General features: G+C 73.2%; 18 protein-coding genes. 8 read left to right on the top strand and 10 right to left on the bottom strand.

Annotation, left to right across the window (positions count from 1 at the left end):
* Positions 1-28 precede the first annotated feature (28 nt).
* Complete coding sequence (locus tag ABWI07_RS18220; protein WP_149263030.1) at positions 29-325, bottom strand: YiaA/YiaB family inner membrane protein; 297 nt, start codon at positions 323-325, stop codon at positions 29-31.
* Between the two features lie 85 nt (positions 326-410).
* Positions 411-1,292 (bottom strand): neutral zinc metallopeptidase, encoded by an 882-nt coding sequence (locus ABWI07_RS18225; protein ID WP_353819195.1) that lies wholly within the window; start codon positions 1,290-1,292, stop codon positions 411-413.
* Positions 1,293-1,496: 204 nt separating this feature from the next.
* Here ABWI07_RS18225 and ABWI07_RS18230 point away from each other — a divergent pair, with 204 nt between their 5' ends.
* From ABWI07_RS18230 to ABWI07_RS18255, 6 genes are all read left to right on the top strand, one after another.
* The gene (locus ABWI07_RS18230) at positions 1,497-3,293 is read left to right on the top strand and encodes a DUF2207 domain-containing protein (protein ID WP_353819196.1); all 1,797 of its coding nucleotides are present in this window, start codon (positions 1,497-1,499) and stop codon (positions 3,291-3,293) included.
* Positions 3,294-3,354: 61 nt separating this feature from the next.
* A complete protein-coding gene (locus ABWI07_RS18235) occupies positions 3,355-3,813 on the top strand; it encodes a hypothetical protein (RefSeq protein ID WP_353819197.1) in 459 nt (152 codons plus the stop codon).
* A 180-nt stretch (positions 3,814-3,993) separates the two neighbouring features.
* Positions 3,994-4,698, top strand: coding sequence for a FadR/GntR family transcriptional regulator (locus tag ABWI07_RS18240; RefSeq protein ID WP_353819198.1), 705 nt, complete (start codon positions 3,994-3,996; stop codon positions 4,696-4,698).
* A complete protein-coding gene (locus ABWI07_RS18245) occupies positions 4,695-5,942 on the top strand; it encodes a CynX/NimT family MFS transporter (RefSeq protein WP_353819199.1) in 1,248 nt (415 codons plus the stop codon). Before ABWI07_RS18240 ends, ABWI07_RS18245 begins: the two co-directional genes overlap by 4 nt.
* Before the next feature lie 40 nt (positions 5,943-5,982).
* Complete coding sequence (locus ABWI07_RS18250; RefSeq protein WP_149263035.1) at positions 5,983-6,384, top strand: hypothetical protein; 402 nt, start codon at positions 5,983-5,985, stop codon at positions 6,382-6,384.
* A gap of 546 nt (positions 6,385-6,930) precedes the next feature.
* Positions 6,931-7,365 carry a hypothetical protein gene (locus tag ABWI07_RS18255; protein ID WP_353819200.1) on the top strand — a complete coding sequence of 145 codons (435 nt, stop codon included), beginning with the start codon at positions 6,931-6,933 and terminating at the stop codon, positions 7,363-7,365.
* Positions 7,366-7,467: 102 nt separating this feature from the next.
* Here ABWI07_RS18255 and ABWI07_RS18260 read toward each other — a convergent pair whose 3' ends face one another.
* Together ABWI07_RS18260 and ABWI07_RS18265 are read right to left on the bottom strand one after the other, a co-directional pair.
* Positions 7,468-8,064, bottom strand: a complete 597-nt coding sequence (locus tag ABWI07_RS18260) for a dihydrofolate reductase family protein (protein WP_353819201.1) — start codon at positions 8,062-8,064, stop codon at positions 7,468-7,470.
* A gap of 50 nt (positions 8,065-8,114) precedes the next feature.
* A complete protein-coding gene (locus ABWI07_RS18265) occupies positions 8,115-8,330 on the bottom strand; it encodes a hypothetical protein (protein ID WP_353819202.1) in 216 nt (71 codons plus the stop codon).
* A 99-nt stretch (positions 8,331-8,429) separates the two neighbouring features.
* Here ABWI07_RS18265 and ABWI07_RS18270 point away from each other — a divergent pair, with 99 nt between their 5' ends.
* The gene (locus ABWI07_RS18270; RefSeq protein ID WP_353819203.1) at positions 8,430-9,008 is read left to right on the top strand and encodes a TetR/AcrR family transcriptional regulator; all 579 of its coding nucleotides are present in this window, start codon (positions 8,430-8,432) and stop codon (positions 9,006-9,008) included.
* Positions 9,009-9,013: 5 nt separating this feature from the next.
* On the opposite strand, the gene ABWI07_RS18275 is transcribed toward ABWI07_RS18270, so the two are convergent.
* Together ABWI07_RS18275 and ABWI07_RS18280 are read right to left on the bottom strand one after the other, a co-directional pair.
* Positions 9,014-9,982, bottom strand: a complete 969-nt coding sequence (locus ABWI07_RS18275; RefSeq protein WP_353819204.1) for an asparaginase — start codon at positions 9,980-9,982, stop codon at positions 9,014-9,016.
* Positions 9,983-10,200: 218 nt separating this feature from the next.
* Positions 10,201-11,028 (bottom strand): beta-keto acid cleavage family enzyme, encoded by an 828-nt coding sequence (locus tag ABWI07_RS18280; protein WP_353819205.1) that lies wholly within the window; start codon positions 11,026-11,028, stop codon positions 10,201-10,203.
* A 19-nt stretch (positions 11,029-11,047) separates the two neighbouring features.
* Between ABWI07_RS18280 and dtd the strand changes: the two genes are divergently transcribed.
* Positions 11,048-11,473, top strand: coding sequence for a D-aminoacyl-tRNA deacylase (gene dtd / locus ABWI07_RS18285; protein ID WP_353819206.1), 426 nt, complete (start codon positions 11,048-11,050; stop codon positions 11,471-11,473).
* A 24-nt stretch (positions 11,474-11,497) separates the two neighbouring features.
* Here dtd and ABWI07_RS18290 read toward each other — a convergent pair whose 3' ends face one another.
* From ABWI07_RS18290 to ABWI07_RS18305, 4 genes are all read right to left on the bottom strand, one after another.
* The gene (locus ABWI07_RS18290) at positions 11,498-11,980 is read right to left on the bottom strand and encodes a hypothetical protein (RefSeq protein ID WP_149263043.1); all 483 of its coding nucleotides are present in this window, start codon (positions 11,978-11,980) and stop codon (positions 11,498-11,500) included.
* Positions 11,981-12,059: 79 nt separating this feature from the next.
* A complete protein-coding gene (ygfZ, locus tag ABWI07_RS18295) occupies positions 12,060-13,046 on the bottom strand; it encodes a CAF17-like 4Fe-4S cluster assembly/insertion protein YgfZ (protein ID WP_149263044.1) in 987 nt (328 codons plus the stop codon).
* Between the two features lie 42 nt (positions 13,047-13,088).
* On the bottom strand, positions 13,089-13,505 hold the full coding sequence (locus ABWI07_RS18300) for a Fur family transcriptional regulator (RefSeq protein ID WP_141578642.1): 417 nt from the start codon (positions 13,503-13,505) through the stop codon (positions 13,089-13,091).
* Positions 13,506-13,870: 365 nt separating this feature from the next.
* The gene (locus ABWI07_RS18305) at positions 13,871-14,356 is read right to left on the bottom strand and encodes a heme-binding beta-barrel domain-containing protein (protein WP_149263045.1); all 486 of its coding nucleotides are present in this window, start codon (positions 14,354-14,356) and stop codon (positions 13,871-13,873) included.
* Positions 14,357-14,405 lie beyond the last annotated feature (49 nt).

Genomic DNA, 14,405 nt, shown 5'->3' on the forward strand with positions numbered 1-14,405 from the left:
CGCCGGGGCGGGAGAGGTGGGGCCGGGGTCACAGGGACGGGGTCGCGTACGGGTCGTGCTCGGCGAGGAGCTTGTCCAGGCGCGCCTGGTCGACCCGGCTGCTGATGGCCTGGGTCTCCTGACGGTCGCGGACGCACTTGGCCAGCGTGAACGTGGAGGTGATCACGTACAGCAGGCCGAGCGCCAGGAACGCGCGGACCCAGGCGCTGACGGGCAGGTAGGCCACGCCGACGGCGACGGCGGTGCTGGAGACGGCGAACGAGATCACGGCTTGGACGAAGAACGCGGCGGAGCCGGGTTGCGCGGGCGGCTTGGAGGTCGTCATGGGACGAGTCTGCGGGCCGCCCGCGTCCCGGTCATGAGTACCGGTGCTCAGCCTCCCGTGTGCGAGGAACTCAGAGCCCGGGCGGTCAGCTCACCTTGGAGGAGGGCGCGATCCAGGTGTTGCAGACGGTCAGTTCGCGCCCGTTGAAGCCGGTGACCACCCAGCCCGCGTAGTGGCGGCCCGAGCCGTGGTCGCGCTTCTCCGGTGGCTGCCGGTCGTCGCCCCTGCCCAGCACGTCGGTGACCATGGCGTTGTACTGCTCGCGGGTCATCGGGAGGGTGGAGCGCTCGCTGCCGAGGAAGGCGCCCGCAAAGCACTGGGCCTGCAACTCGATGCGGCGGCTCGCCTCCGTCCGGGCGGCGGTGTCGCCGGTCTCCATCTGGCGGTCCCCGTAGAGCAGGATCCCGGCCCGGTCCTGGACGTGGTGCCCGTACTCGTGCGCGATCACCCGGGCGTAGACGGCGTAGTGGGACAGCGGCTCGCCGCCCGACGTCTCCACGACGTGCCGGAGGCCGACGTACATCGTGTTGTTGGCCGGGCAGTAGAAGGCGGACGCTCCGGGCGCGGGGTAGGAGCCGCACGGGCTGCGCCCCGGCTGGACCCAGAACACCCGGTCGGGCTTGTCGAACGGGATGCCGGCCTTGGTGAACTGCTTGCTCCACGCCGCGTCCAGGCAGTCGCTCAGGGTGTCCATGAACGCGCGCATGGACTGGGCGGACGGCTGGATCGGCGGCAGGCGGCAGCTCACCGACGTGAGCGCGCCCGTCCTGTAGATCTTGCTGTTGGTCGCCTTCTCGCGCGGCGTCGAGGGGCCGCCGGACGTGGCGGACGTCCCGGTGCCGCCGGCGGCGTCCCGGCCGCCGCCGACCAGCGAGAGCCCGAGGATCACGAGGACGACCAGGGACGTCAGGCCGCCGAAGATGCCCGCGATCGTCCCGCCCGCGCTGCGGCGGGGCGGCGGGCGCATCGGGGCGTACCGGTACTGCGGAGGCGGCCCGTAGGCAGGAGGCCCGTATCCCGGACCGCCATACGGCGGTCCCCCCTGCGGCGGCCCACCGTAGGGCGGCCGCCCGTAGGGCGGTGCCGGGGGCCGCGGCGGAGGAGGCGGCGGGGGGTAATGACCTGCCATAGCGCAGAATCATCGCACGCATTCCCGATACCATTTGCGGCCATGTCTGCTCTTGCGGCGATGTTCCGGTCGCGTCCGGCTTCCCTGGCGGTCTCGGCGGCGCTGGCGGTGCCCCTGCTGACCAGCACGTCCGCGGCCGCGTCCGAGGCCGGCGGGACGGTCGCCGAGGCCGGTGCGCCCAGGGCCGGGGCGGCGGCGTCCGGCTTCACCGCCGCGGAGCGGGTGCTGAAGGACGACGTCGTCCTCACCGCGGGCGGCGGCGGCACGGTCAGGGTGAAGGAGACGATCGTCTACCGGTTCGCCGGGCACGACGGCTTCCAGCGGACGTACCCCACCCGGGTGCACGAGAGCCTCACCGAGGACCGCGTCTACAGGATCGAGAACCTGCGGGCGGCCAGCCCGGACGGCGGCCCGTCGAAGGCCACGTCCTCGGCCAAGGGCCTGAACACCGTCGTCAAGGTCGCGGGCGGCCGGAAGCTGACCGGCGCCCACACGGTCGTCCTGGAGTACGACGTGCGCGGCGCGATCACCCGGATGGGGGCGGCGGAGGAGCTGCGCTGGCCGGTGGTCGGCGGCTGGAAGGTGCCGCTGGACGAGGCGAAGGCGGTCGTCGACGGCGGCGCGATGATCCGCAACGTCAACTGCTTCACCGGGCCGATCGGCAGCACGATCGGCTGCACGCAGTACTACACGAACCACACGCACACCCAGGGCGTGTTCGCGCAGCAGGGGATGCTGCCCGGTGAGTACCTGACCGTCGTCGCGGGCCTGCCCGCGGGGACGACGGGCGGGCACGCCATCTACGAGCGCCGCCACACGGTCGCGACCGCGTTCTCCGTCAACGCCGTCACCGGCGCCGCGCTGGCCGGCCTGCTGGTGCTGCTCGTGGGCGGCGTCGCCGCCCTCTACCTGCTGCGCGGGCGGGACGCGCGGACCGTCGGCAAGCGGGCCGCCGAGGGCGACCAGGTGCCGGTGGCGGGGGCGGAGTTCGAGCCGCCGAACGGGGTGCGGCCCGGCCAGATCGGCACGCTGATCGACGAGCAGGCCGACGTGATCGACGTGACCGCGACGATCGTCGACCTCGCGGTGCGCGGCTACCTGCTGATCGAGGAGGAGGACCGGGCCGCCACCGGCCGCCTCGACTGGACGCTGCGCCGCCTCGACCGCCCGCAGACCGACCTGCTCCCCTACGAGCGCATCCTGCTGGACGCGCTGCTGACCGCGCCCGACGGGACCGTGCTCGACGCCGTCGCGCTGTCGGCCCTCGGCGGGACGTTCGCGACGAAGCTGTCGCAGGTCAGATCCGCGATGTACGACGACGTGGTGAAGCAGGGCTGGTTCGCGCGGCGGCCCGACACCGTCCGGTCCCGGTGGACGATCGCGGGCATCGCCCTGACGCTGCTCGGCATCGCCGGGACGGTCGCGCTGGCGCTCACCACCGAGTGGGCGCTGGCCGGGCTCGCGCTGATCATCGCGGGCGCGGCACTGGCCTACGGCGGCCAGTACATGCCGGCGAAGACGGCGCGCGGCGCCACGGTCCTCGCGCACACGATCGGTTTCCGCGCGTTCCTGGAGCGCGGCGGCATCCCGGACGACGGCACCATGGCGGCGCGCCAGCGGATCGCGCTGTTCTCGCGTTTCCTGCCGTACGCGGTGGTCTTCGACGTCGTGGCGAAGTGGGCGGAGACGGTGAAGGACGCGGGCGAGCGCGCGGAGGGCGCGGACAACCTCTACTGGTACGAGGGCCCGGCGGAATGGGACCTGTCGAAGTTCGCCGAGTCGATGCGCACGTTCACGCTGGCCACCTCGGGTTCGATCTCCCAGTCGCGCGGGCTGTGACGGCGCCGGGCGGTTAATCGCCTGACGCCGGGTAAAGCGTGGGGCGAGGAGGTGTCGCCCCATGGTCGCCAGCACGGTGGTCGCCGTCCACGGGCTCGCCGTCCACCTGCTCAGCGGCTCCGCGTCCGCGGGCTCCCCGCCCCCCGGCCTCGCCACCGCCCCGCCCGGCCGCCTCGGGAACGCCTACTTCATGGCCGTCGGCCCGGCAGTGATCTTCGTGGCGCTCATCACCTGGGTGACGGTCGTGCTCATGACGTCGCGCAAGCGCCACCGCTACCCCCGGGGCGGCGACGGCCTCTCCCATCGCGGGCCCGTCATGGGCGGGGTGATCCTGGGCAGCCCGTCCCAGCGGACGCGCCGCGACCCGGCCCCCTCGGTGACGCACCGGGAGGTCATGGCCCATATCGAGCGCGCCCGAGCGGAGGAGGAGGCCGCCCGCGCGGCCGCCGAGGCGGAGCGGAGGGCCGTGGAGGGACCGCCGAGGCGCCGCCGCAGACTCGGCCTCCCCAGACTCCGCTGACCTGGAGTCGCGCAGAGGACGCGACGCCCGCCGGACCCGGCTCCCCGCACCCGTCCCCGTCCGGCGGGCGCCGTAGAAGCCCGTGGTGATCGCTGAGACCCCTCCCAGCGGTCACCACGGGTCAACAGCGGATCATGCCTTTCCGTAAGATGTCTGACATCTTACTTTGGAGGCTGTTTCGTGGGGCTCAATCCCGTGGCGAGCGGGTCGACGGTGGACGCCGTGCTCGACCAGCTCCAGGCGCAGATCAGCGGGGGCGCGTGGCCGGTCGGCCGGCGGATCCCGGCCGAGACGGAGCTGGCCGCGCAGCTCGGTGTGAGCCGCCCGGCCGTCCGGGAGGCGATCCGGGCGCTGTCGCACGTCGGAGTGCTGGAGGTGCGGCGCGGCGACGGGACGTACGTGCGCAGCGGCTGCGACCCGCGCCCGCTGCTGCGCCGGGTCTCCCGCGCCTCCGCGCGGGACGTCTTCGAGGTGCAGCTCGCCTACGACGTCCAGGCGGCCCGGCTGGCGGCGCGCCGCCGCACCGACGCCGACCTCGCGCGGCTGGAGGAGCTGCTGCGCGCCCGCGACGAGGCCACCGAGCCGGACGCGTTCGGCGCCGCCGACGCGCGGTTCCACCTCGGCGTCGCGGAGGCCTCCCGGAACCCGGTGCTGATCGAGGCGATGCGGTTCTTCATCGACCGGCTGCACGAGTCGATGCGCGCGATCCGGCTGGACCACGAGGTCCCCGAGGCCGGCCCGGCCCGGCACCGCGCCGTTCTGGACGCGATCGCGGCGGGCGACCCGGAGGCCGCCGCATCGGCCGCCGCGGCCGTCGTGGAGCCCACCCTCGCCGTCCTCCAGTCCCTGCTCTGCGACGCCGAGACGCCCGGGGAGGAGAAGTGACGGGGCGGCGCGCCGGGCTGGCCGGCGCCCTGCTGATGATCGTCATGCTGGCGGTCAACCTGCGGCCCGCGGTCGCGGCGGTCGGGCCGCTGCTGACCGAGATCAGCGACGCCTTCCACCTGTCGGGTACGGCGGCGGGCGCGCTCACCACGCTGCCGCTCGCCTTCTTCGGGTCCTACGGGCTCGCCGCCGCGTTCCTGCGCCGCCACCCCCGCCCCGAGACCCTCGTGGTGTGCGCGATGGCGCTGCTGGTCGCCGGGCTGCTGCTGCGCCTGCCGGGCGGCGTGTTCCCGCTGTTCGCCGGGTCCCTGGTCGCGGGCATCGCGATCAGCATCGGCAACATCGCGATGCCGGCGGTCATCAAGCGGGACCACCCGTCCCACATCACGACGGTGACGGCGGTCTACACGGTCGCGATCTCGGCCGGCGCGAGCCTGTCGTCCGGACTGGCCGTGCCGGTGGAGAACCTGTTCGGCGCGACGTGGCGGCTGCCGCTCGGCCTGCTCGCGATCCCGGCGGTGCTCGCCGGGCTGCTGTGGCTGCCGAGGGCGCGGCGGGCGACCCGCGCGGCCCGGTCGGCCCCGCCCGCGGCGGCCCCGCTCGGCGTCGCGGCGGTGGTGTGGCGGTCGCGCCTGGCCTGGAACGTCACGGTGTTCATGGGCCTCCAGTCGCTGCTGGCCTACGTGGTGCTCGGCTGGCTGCCGACGATCTGCCAGGACCGCGGGATGGACGAGGCGACCGCCGGCTACGTGCTGGCGCTGGTGGCGGCGATCCAGGCGGTGGGGTCGCTGGCCGTCCCGGTGCTGGCCCGCCGGACCCGCGACCAGCGCCCCCTGGTGATCGCCACGTTCACGCTGACCGCGCTGGGCTTCGTCGGCGTGACCTGGGCGCCGATCGCCACGGTGTGGGTCTGGACGGTGGTCCTCGGCCTCGGCCAGGGCCTCGGTTTCGCGACCGCGCTCTCGTTCATCGGGCTCCGCGCCCACGACGCCCACGTCGCCGTCCAGCTGTCGGGGATGGCGCAGGGCGTCGGCTACGTCATCGCGGCGCTCGGCCCGCTCGCCCTCGGCGCGCTGCACGACGCCACCGGCGGGTGGACCGTTCCGATGCTGGGCGTGGTGGCCGTGTCCGTCGCCCTGGCGGTCCCGGGCCTGCCCGCCGGACGGCTCCGCACGGTGGGCGCGCCCGCCGGTCCGCCCCCCGAAGTGGTTAACACGGAAATCAGCGGACACATCCCTAATTGACCCAGCCGGGCCGATTCACGCCATCGGGAGGTGGTCCGCCTTGCTCACCACGATCGTCGCCGACCCCGTGCTGGCGGGCACGGCCCCGACGGGCGCCCGGTACTTCCTCTGGATCATCCCGTTCGCGATCGTCGGAGCCCTGCTGACGTGGCTGTACGCGACGCGCGCCGCCTCGTCCAGGAAGATCCACTGCTGGCGCAGGAACAATCAGCTCAACCAGCGCGGCATGGAGCAGGGCGGCTACTACACCTACGCGGCGGGGATGTTCTCGCACAGCTACCCGCCGGCCAAGGAGGGCCAGCCGGAGGAGTTCCGCAAGGACAACCCCCAGCCCGGGCGGGAGCCGAGGAAACCGTGGCCCGAGGGCGTCCTGTACGAGCAGACGATCTACAAGGAAGAGTTCGAGACGCTCAGGGCGACCAAGGGACCCGAGACCCACTAGGACACCTGCCGAGGGGCATGGCGGCCAGGCCGGCGCGCCCCTTTTGCCTGCCCGAGGGCCTGGGGGGTCGTCCCCCAGAAAGGGTCTGCCGCCGGCGCCCCGACCGCCGGCTCGCCGCCCGCCGCCTCGGACGAGCCGCCCGTCCCTGCGCGGCGTCCGTCCGGCGCCGCTACCGGGCGTGACGCCGCCTCTGCCTGTTCTCTCCGGAGCTTGACCCCGTTCACCTCGCGGAACAGGGACGTCACCCCGGCGGGACAGTGCGCGCACGCTCCTCGTTGGTAACTTTTAGTAGTCACTTGAAGTCATCAAGTGACTAAGCGCCCGCTCGCCGCCTTGGCTCACCCCGCGACGCGCTCGGCCCGCCACCGGGCCGGCGCGGCCGAGTACCGCTCCCGGCGTCGGCGAGGGCGCGCGCCGTCGGCCCGGCCGTCGCGAAGGGAGGTTCCGTCCGGGCCGGGCAAGGGCTTCGCAGAGAAGCCGCCCCTCGGGCTCATCGAGCTACATACCGATCCCGCCGCTCGGAGCGGCGGGGTGGATGGAGAACATATGCACACCACCGCCAAAGTGGCCGGCAGCGCGCTGGCCGCAGCCGTCACCGCCGGTCTGCTGGCCGCGGGGGCCGCGCTCGGCACCCACGCGCCGGCGACCGCCGCCGCCGCGCCGCCCAAGCCGAAACCCGTCGCCACCAAGGGCGCGGCCGTGACCACCAAGGTCGCCCAGTCCCTGCCGCACACGTCCCTGATGGGCCGGCCCGCCAAGCGCATCGCCCTGGACGGCTGGTCCGCCGACAGCGTCTGGCACAACTCCATCGCGTGGGGCGCCAACGTGCGCATCTACTCGGGCCGGTACGGCGCCTACACCAGGTGCACCGACGGCAGCGTGCGCTACGGCCCGCTCCAGGGCCCCGGGTACTGGAAGTTCGGCGGCAACTGCCTGGGCGCCGGCAACCTGACCGGCTTCGGAGTCTACGGCAGAGGCTGACCGCGTTCCGCGTCCGCGCGACGTCCGGCGGTCCCCGGGGCTACGCCTCGGGGACCGCCCCCTCGCGTCCGGGGCCCGAGGCCCGGCCGGAGCGTCCGCCCGCTACAAGTCCGCGCCCTGAGCGGGGGCCGCGGCGCGGACGTAGGTGGTGACGACGAGGCCGGAGTCGAAGGCACGCGTGGCGCCCGGTGTGAAGGCCGCGAGGGTGTAGGGACCGTCGAACAGGGGGATCCCGGAGCCGATCACCAGCGGATGGCGCTTGACGACCAGTTCGTCGATCTCGTCCACCAGCGCGCCGGCGAGCTTCCCGCCGCCCGCGAGCCAGATGTCGAGGCCGTCCCGCCGCTTCAGCTCCCGGACGAGGCCGGCCGGGTCGCTCGGAACGACGGTCACGGCGGGGTCCTCGATGTCGAGCGTCGCCGAGACTACGTACTGCTCCAGGTGCGGATACGGACTCGTGATCCCCACCTCCAGAGCCGGCTCGTAGGTGCCGCGCCCCATGACGACCGTGTCGAAGTGCCGGTTCGGGGCGTCGGCGATGCCGAGCGGGCCGCGGCCATGGGCGGGCAGGGTCTCGGGGTACTCGGTCATGATCATCTTCGCCGGCTCCCCCTCGAAGGGGAAGAAGTCGAACTGGCCGTCCGGCCCGGCGATGAAGCCGTCGAGGGTGGCGGCGACGTAGTAGATCAGCTTGCGCATGCGGTGCTCGCTTTCGGGCGTCGGGTACCGGAGCCGGGGCTGCCGGCGGGTCAGCGGAAGGAGCCGGGCTTGCGGGGCGGCCGCGGGCGCGGAACGCTGCGCGGCTTCGGCGCCGGGCGGTCCCGGCCGGAACGTCCCGGCGTGCGGCCGGGCGGTACGGTGCGCTCGGGCAGGCCGATGCGGCCCGGCAGTGCGGTGCGGCCGGGCAGTGCGGTGCGGTCCTGGGGAAGGCGGAGCAGGGAAGGAGCGGTGGACTGAGCGCGCATGCGAACTCCTGATCACTCGAATTGATGTACTGTGAGCGAAGTGGTTTGAACTTAGTACTGCACTTGCAGTGAATGCAAGCCGGTGTGATGGAGGTCACAGTGCGACGGAACCCCGCCCGCCGGGCGGCCCTGCTGGACGCGGCCATCGAGGTCCTGGCCCGCGAGGGGTCGCGCGGCCTGACGCTCCGCGCGATCGACGCCGAGGCCGGCGTCCCCACCGGGACCGCCACCAACTACTTCGCCGACCGCGCCGACCTGCTCACCCAGGTCATGCACCGCACCCGTGAGCGCCTCACCCCCGACCCCGAGGCGCTGGCCGAGACCATGCGGCAGGCGCCCACGCACGCGCTGGCCACCGAGCTGATGCGCCAGCTGCTCGGGCGCATGCGCGCGGACCGGACCGGCTACCTCGCCATGCTGGAGCTACGGCTGGAGGCGACGCGGCGCCCGGAACTGCACACCGAGCTCAGCGGCTTCCTCACCGCCGAGCTCGGAGAGAACATCCGCTACCACCTCGACGCCGGCCTGCCCGGTGATGCCACGGATGTCGTCCTGCTGTACTTCGCCATGATCGGCCTGCTTCTGGACGACCTCACCATTCCCGCCATCACCGAGCCCTATGCGACCGACGACCTGATCGAGAAGCTGGTGACCCGGCTGCTGCCGGACGGGGACTAGACCGCCTACTCGAAGACGCCCGGCGCCGGGCGGATGGCGCCGACGACGCCGTCCCCGCCGCGCACCTCGACGGTCGCCAGCTCGTCCAGGACGATCCTGTCGGAGCCGTCGCGGACGCCGAGAGCGCGCAGCAGCGCGACGGTCACGGGCGTCCGGGCCCGCATCGCGCCGTCGTCGATCTTGACGGTCCCGGCGCGCCCGTCGGCGAACGCGAAGGCGTCCACGCCCTCGGCCCCGCACTTGACGAGCAGCCCGGGGACGGCGTCCATCAGCTGCCGCTCCTCGCGGCTGGTGCCGGACGTCCACTGCGGGTGCGTCCGCATGGCGTCGGCGACGCGCCGCTCGTGCGTGCCCGGCTCGGCGAGCACGAGCGCCCGGAACGCCCGCGCCACGCCCGCGATGGACACGGCGAACAGCGGCGCCCCGCACCCGTCGATGCCGACCGCCGCGGCGGGCTCTCCGGCCAGCTCTTCGACGACCTCCCGGACGATGCGCTGCAACGGGTGGTCGGCGTCGAGGTAGGAGTCGGTGGGCCAGCCCGCCGCGACGCACGTGGCGAGCATCGCGGCGTGCTTGCCGGAGCAGTTCATGCGCAGCCGGGAGAGGCCGCCGCCCGTCCTGGCGACCGCCTGCTGCGTCGCGGGGTCCAGCGGCCAGCTCTCGGGGCAGCGCAGGTCCCCGGCCCCGAGCCCGGCGCTCGCGAGGATCTTCTCCACCCCCTCGACGTGGAAGTCCTCGCCGGAGTGGCTCCCGGCCGCGAGCGCGAGCAGCTCGCCGTCGAGCTCCAGGCCGCCGCGCAGCATCGCGACCGCCTGCATCGGCTTGTTCGCCGACCGGGGGAAGATCGGCGCGTCGGCGTCCCCCGCCCGCACGGCGACCGCCCCGTCCGCCGCCAGCCCGATCGCCGCGCCCCGATGCCGCGACTCCACGAACCCGGAACGCTCCACCTCGACAAGCACAGGATTGACGTCCACCGCACTCCTCCATCGACACGAGGCCGGCGTCCGGCCCAGGCGATCCCTGGACGGCCGGCCGAAGCGGCCCACCACGAAGAACAAGCCTCACCTGGAGGCGGACCCGCCCGTTTCCATGGTCAAGTACCCGGCGGATCCCATGAAAGCGGAACGACGGTCCACGAAAACGGCCAGGTTGGCCCATCCCGGCTTGACTCGCCCGGACGGGCTCCCGCGGGTCAGCGGGGTTTGGTGGCGAGAAGGGTCCGCGCTTCGGCGGGGGCCATGGGCGGACGCTGGGCCAGGCGGGCGGCCTGGGCGGCGCGCTCCACGAGTTCGGCGTTCGCCGTGACCGGGCGGCCCTTCGCGAAGGTGACCGTGTCCTCCATGCCGACGCGCAGGTGGCCGCCCGCCGACAGGGCCGCCAACATCACCGGCAGGGACGTGCGGCCGATGCCGGTGGCCGACCATGTGGCGCCCTCCGGGAGGGCTTCGACGGCGGCCACCAGCGTGCGGGCGTCGCCCGGCATGCCGCCCGGGACGCCCATCACCAGGTCGCAGTGGACGTGCCCGCCATAGGGGAGCCCGTGCTTGTCCAGAAGGCGGTGCAGCGACGTGATGTGGCCGAGGTCGAACAGCTCGAACTCGGGGACGACCTCAAGCTCCTGGGTGCGCTCGTACAGCTCCACCATGAACGACCACGGGTTCATGAACACGTCGTCGCCGAAGTTGACCGTCCCGCAGGTGAGCGAGCACATGTCGGGTTCGGCGTCCAGGACGCGGAGGCGGTCCTCGTACGGGTCGGTGACCGCGCCGCCCGTGGACAGCTGGACGATGAGCCCCGTGCTCTCCCGCAGCGCCGTCACCGTGTCCCGCAACCGGGCCGGGTCGAGCGTGGGCCGCGCGTCGTCGTCGCGGATGTGCACGTGGATCACGGCCGCGCCGGCCGCCTCGCACTCCTTGGCCGTCTGGACCAGTTCATCCAGGGTGACGGGCAGGGCCGGGACGTCCGCCTTGGCGGACTCCGCACCCGTGGGCGCCACCGTGATGAGCGTCATTGCTCCCATGGCGGCAGAATGCATGGTCATGCGTGCTGTAGTCCAGAGGGTGAGCGAGGCGAGCGTCTCGGTGGGGGGCCGCGTCGTCGGCGCGATCGAGGGGCCGGGGCTGCTGGTCCTCGTCGGCGTGACGCACGACGACGGCCCGGAAAGCGCCCGCAGACTGGCTTCCAAGCTGTGGGGGCTGCGGATCCTGGAGGGCGAGAAGTCGTGCTCCGACCTGAACGCGCCGCTCCTCGTCGTGAGCCAATTCACTCTCTACGGGGACACGCGGAAGGGCCGCCGGCCGTCCTGGACGGCCGCCGCACCCGGGCCCGTCGCCGAGCCTCTGGTGGACGCGGTGGTCCGCGAGCTGCGCGAGCTGGGCGCGAAGGTGGAGACGGGCGAGTTCGGCGCGGACATGAAGGTCGCGCTCGTCAACGACGGCCCGATCACGCTGGTCCTGGAGGTCTGACCCCGCCGGCCGGTGCGGCGCGGGTCAGCGGAACCCGTAGACCATGCCGACGAGCGCGGTGAGGGTCCCGGCGGAGGCGAGGATGATGAGGGCGCGGTCCTGCGGGACGAGGCGGCCGCGCACGTCGGAGGACACCACCACCACGGTCCCGGGCTCGCCCTCGTCGTGGACGGGGCCCTGCTGGAACGGGTTGCGGATCCCGGCGAGCCGCCACAGCGCGTCGTTGCGGAGCCGCTGGTGGGCCGGGCCGCAGGCGAAGAGCCGCCCCCGGGTGCGCTCGGTGCAGGCGGCGCCCTTCGGCGTCAGCACCCTGCACAGGGTGGGGACGAGGGCGAACTCGTAGAGGCACCACGCCAGCAGGCCGAGCAGCGCGACGCGCCACGAGTGCTGCCACCACGCGATCCCGGCGATCGCCGCGAACAGGGCCCACCACAGCAGGGCGGACTCCCGGCGCGGGCGGCGCCGGGATCCTCCCCTCCGGGCCGCGGGCGGCTTCCCATTCCCCATCGGTAGGAATCCACCTTCCCCGGGCGGCGCTCAGTCAGAAATCGTCTTATCAGACGATATTCGCCCCGGGGGCGGGCTGCTACCCGTGTTTCGCGGGCCGCCGGCGCAGAGCGATCTGCGCGTTCGCGCCCGTCTCCGGCGACACGACGACCTCCTGGGACGCCGCGACGCCGCCCGCGAGCAGCTCGGCGTCCACCGGAACGTTCCGCTTGACCAGCGCCAGCGCGATCGGCCCCAGCTCGTGGTGCCGGGCCGCCGACCCGACGAACCCGATCGTCCGGCCCCCGGGGACCTCCACCGGGTCGCCGTGCGCGGGCAGCCGGTCGACGCTGCCGTCCAGGTGCAGGAACACCAGGCGGCGCGGGGGCCGCCCCAGGTTGTGGACGCGCGCGACGGTCTCCTGCCCCCGGTAGCAGCCCTTGTTCAGGTGGACGGCCGTCTCCACGTACCCGGCCTCGTGCGGGATCGTCCGGTGGTCGGTGTCGAGGCCGAACCGGGGGCGGTGCTCGGCGATGCGCAGCGCCTCGTACGCCCACATCCCGGCCGGCTTCAGGTCGGACGGGAACTCCCCGCGCGGGACGATCCGCGTCGTCGTCCCCGCGACGTCCGGCCAGGCGGGGCGGCCGTCGGCGGGACCGGACGGCCCGGTGACCACCATGTACTCGTCCGACACGTCGGCGACCTCGACGCGCAGCATGAACCGCATCCGGTCGAGGAACTCCACCAGCGAAGGGGCCGTGCCCGGCTCGACGTGCGCCCAGACCGCCTCGCCGTCGTCGACGAGGAAGAGGTGGTGCTCGATGTGCCCGTTCGGGCTGAGCAGCAGCGCCTCGGTCGGCTCGGACGGCTTCAGCCCGTCCAGGTGCTGGCTCAGCAGGCTGTGCAGCCAGCTCAGCCGGTCCGGCCCCGAGACGCGGACGACGCCCCGGTTGCTCCGGTCGACGAACGCCGCCCCCTCCTCCAGGGCGCGTTGCTCCCGGGCCGGGTCCCCGTAGTGCGCGGCGACCTCCTGGTCGGGCGCGTCGGCGGCGACGGCTCCGGGCGACTTCAGCAGAGGGCTCTCCATGCCGTCCAGACTATGTCGCGGGTTCCCGGATCGCGCCCCGGGCTACGCCTCGCGGCAGTCCTTGCAGCGCCCGTAGACGGTGAGGTGGTGGACGTCGGTCTCGAAGCCGAAGTCGCGCGCCAGGACGTCGGCCAGGCCCGCCGCCGCGCGCGGGTCGACGTCCTCCACGGTGTGGCAGCCCCGGCAGACGAGGTGGATGTGCTCGGCCTCGGCGGCGAGATGGTAGTTGGGCGGGCCGTGCCCGAGGTGGGCGTGCTTGACGAGCCCGAGTTCCTCGAGGAGTTCGAGCGTCCGGTAGACGGTGGAGATGTTCACGCCGCGGGCGGTGCGCTGCACCTCCGTGCAGATCTCCTCGGGGGTCGCGTGCTCCAGGTTGGTGACCGCTTCGAGCACCAGCTGGCGCTGCGGGGTCACCCGGTACCCCTTCGCCCGCAGCTCCTCCTGCCACGACTCGACCATGCACCGAGTCTAGATCCCGGGCGGCGGGCTCGCCCCCGACGTCCGGTTTCAGCCTTGGGAAAACCCGCTTGCCTCGTCGCGCGGGCGTCGCATACGTTCGGTGTACGCGCGAAAGGAGGTGGTCCTAAACAATGGTTTCTTGTAGGACTCGCGAGGTGACTGTCCGCTAGTCGCCGTTCCGCCTCGGAGCCCCCGCCTCAGGGCGGGGTAGCCGGTCGCGACGGTGACCGGCGAATACCAGGCAGTTACCCGGTCCCCGGACCGATGGACCCGTCCTGTCCATCGTCCCGCCACCCGGCGGGAAGGTCCGGGGATCGTTCATGTCCGGGGGTTCTCATGCCCGGGGGTGGCCGCTTCGGCCCCGCTCAGGAGACTTTCTTCAACTGGGCCGACAGGTGCGACTGGAGCTTCTGGCCCATCGCCGCCATGTCGTACGCCCAGCCGAGGTCCTCGCCGATCAGCCCGTAGAGGCGGTGGCCGCCGGTGACCTCCTTTGCCGACTCCGTCCGGGCGACGACGTCGGTGTGCAGCTCCACCCGGTTGAACGCCACGTTCCCCACGTAGATCTCGACGATGCCGGTCGGGTGGGCCAGCGTCACCTCGACCTGGTGGTCGGGCCGCGGCCGCCAGTACCCCGTCTCCATGGCCAGCGGACGCCCGAGCGTGCCGTCCTCCTCGATCTTCCAGGTCCGGCTCGCGTAGACCAGGAAGGGCTTCCCGATGTGCGTGAACGAGACCTCCTGGCCGAAGTTGAACGACTCGATCGTCGGATAGCCGCCCACGCCGGCGCCTTCCCAGGTGCCGAGCAGGAACTTCAGCGGCTCAAGGTCGGGGTGCAGCTCAGGATCCATGGGCACCGAGCGTAGCGGCGTCCGCGCCCCCTGCGCGCCCGCCGCCCGC

Origin of the sequence: Actinomadura sp. NPDC000600 (assembly GCF_040492135.1) — a bacterium.
Taxonomy (GTDB): Bacteria; Actinomycetota; Actinomycetes; order Streptosporangiales; family Streptosporangiaceae; genus Spirillospora.

Coding starts and splice junctions, on each gene's coding strand:
- ABWI07_RS18220 (WP_149263030.1), bottom strand. CDS start 325: ATGACGACCTCCAAGCCGCCCGCGCAACCCGGCTCCGCCGCGTTCTTC.
- ABWI07_RS18225 (WP_353819195.1), bottom strand. CDS start 1,292: ATGCGCCCGCCGCCCCGCCGCAGCGCGGGCGGGACGATCGCGGGCATC.
- ABWI07_RS18230 (WP_353819196.1), top strand. CDS start 1,497: ATGTCTGCTCTTGCGGCGATGTTCCGGTCGCGTCCGGCTTCCCTGGCG.
- ABWI07_RS18235 (WP_353819197.1), top strand. CDS start 3,355: ATGGTCGCCAGCACGGTGGTCGCCGTCCACGGGCTCGCCGTCCACCTG.
- ABWI07_RS18255 (WP_353819200.1), top strand. CDS start 6,931: ATGCACACCACCGCCAAAGTGGCCGGCAGCGCGCTGGCCGCAGCCGTC.
- ABWI07_RS18260 (WP_353819201.1), bottom strand. CDS start 8,064: ATGCGCAAGCTGATCTACTACGTCGCCGCCACCCTCGACGGCTTCATC.
- ABWI07_RS18265 (WP_353819202.1), bottom strand. CDS start 8,330: ATGCGCGCTCAGTCCACCGCTCCTTCCCTGCTCCGCCTTCCCCAGGAC.
- ABWI07_RS18280 (WP_353819205.1), bottom strand. CDS start 11,028: ATGGGAGCAATGACGCTCATCACGGTGGCGCCCACGGGTGCGGAGTCC.
- dtd (WP_353819206.1), top strand. CDS start 11,048: ATGCGTGCTGTAGTCCAGAGGGTGAGCGAGGCGAGCGTCTCGGTGGGG.
- ABWI07_RS18290 (WP_149263043.1), bottom strand. CDS start 11,980: ATGGGGAATGGGAAGCCGCCCGCGGCCCGGAGGGGAGGATCCCGGCGC.
- ygfZ (WP_149263044.1), bottom strand. CDS start 13,046: ATGGAGAGCCCTCTGCTGAAGTCGCCCGGAGCCGTCGCCGCCGACGCG.
- ABWI07_RS18300 (WP_141578642.1), bottom strand. CDS start 13,505: ATGGTCGAGTCGTGGCAGGAGGAGCTGCGGGCGAAGGGGTACCGGGTG.
- ABWI07_RS18305 (WP_149263045.1), bottom strand. CDS start 14,356: ATGGATCCTGAGCTGCACCCCGACCTTGAGCCGCTGAAGTTCCTGCTC.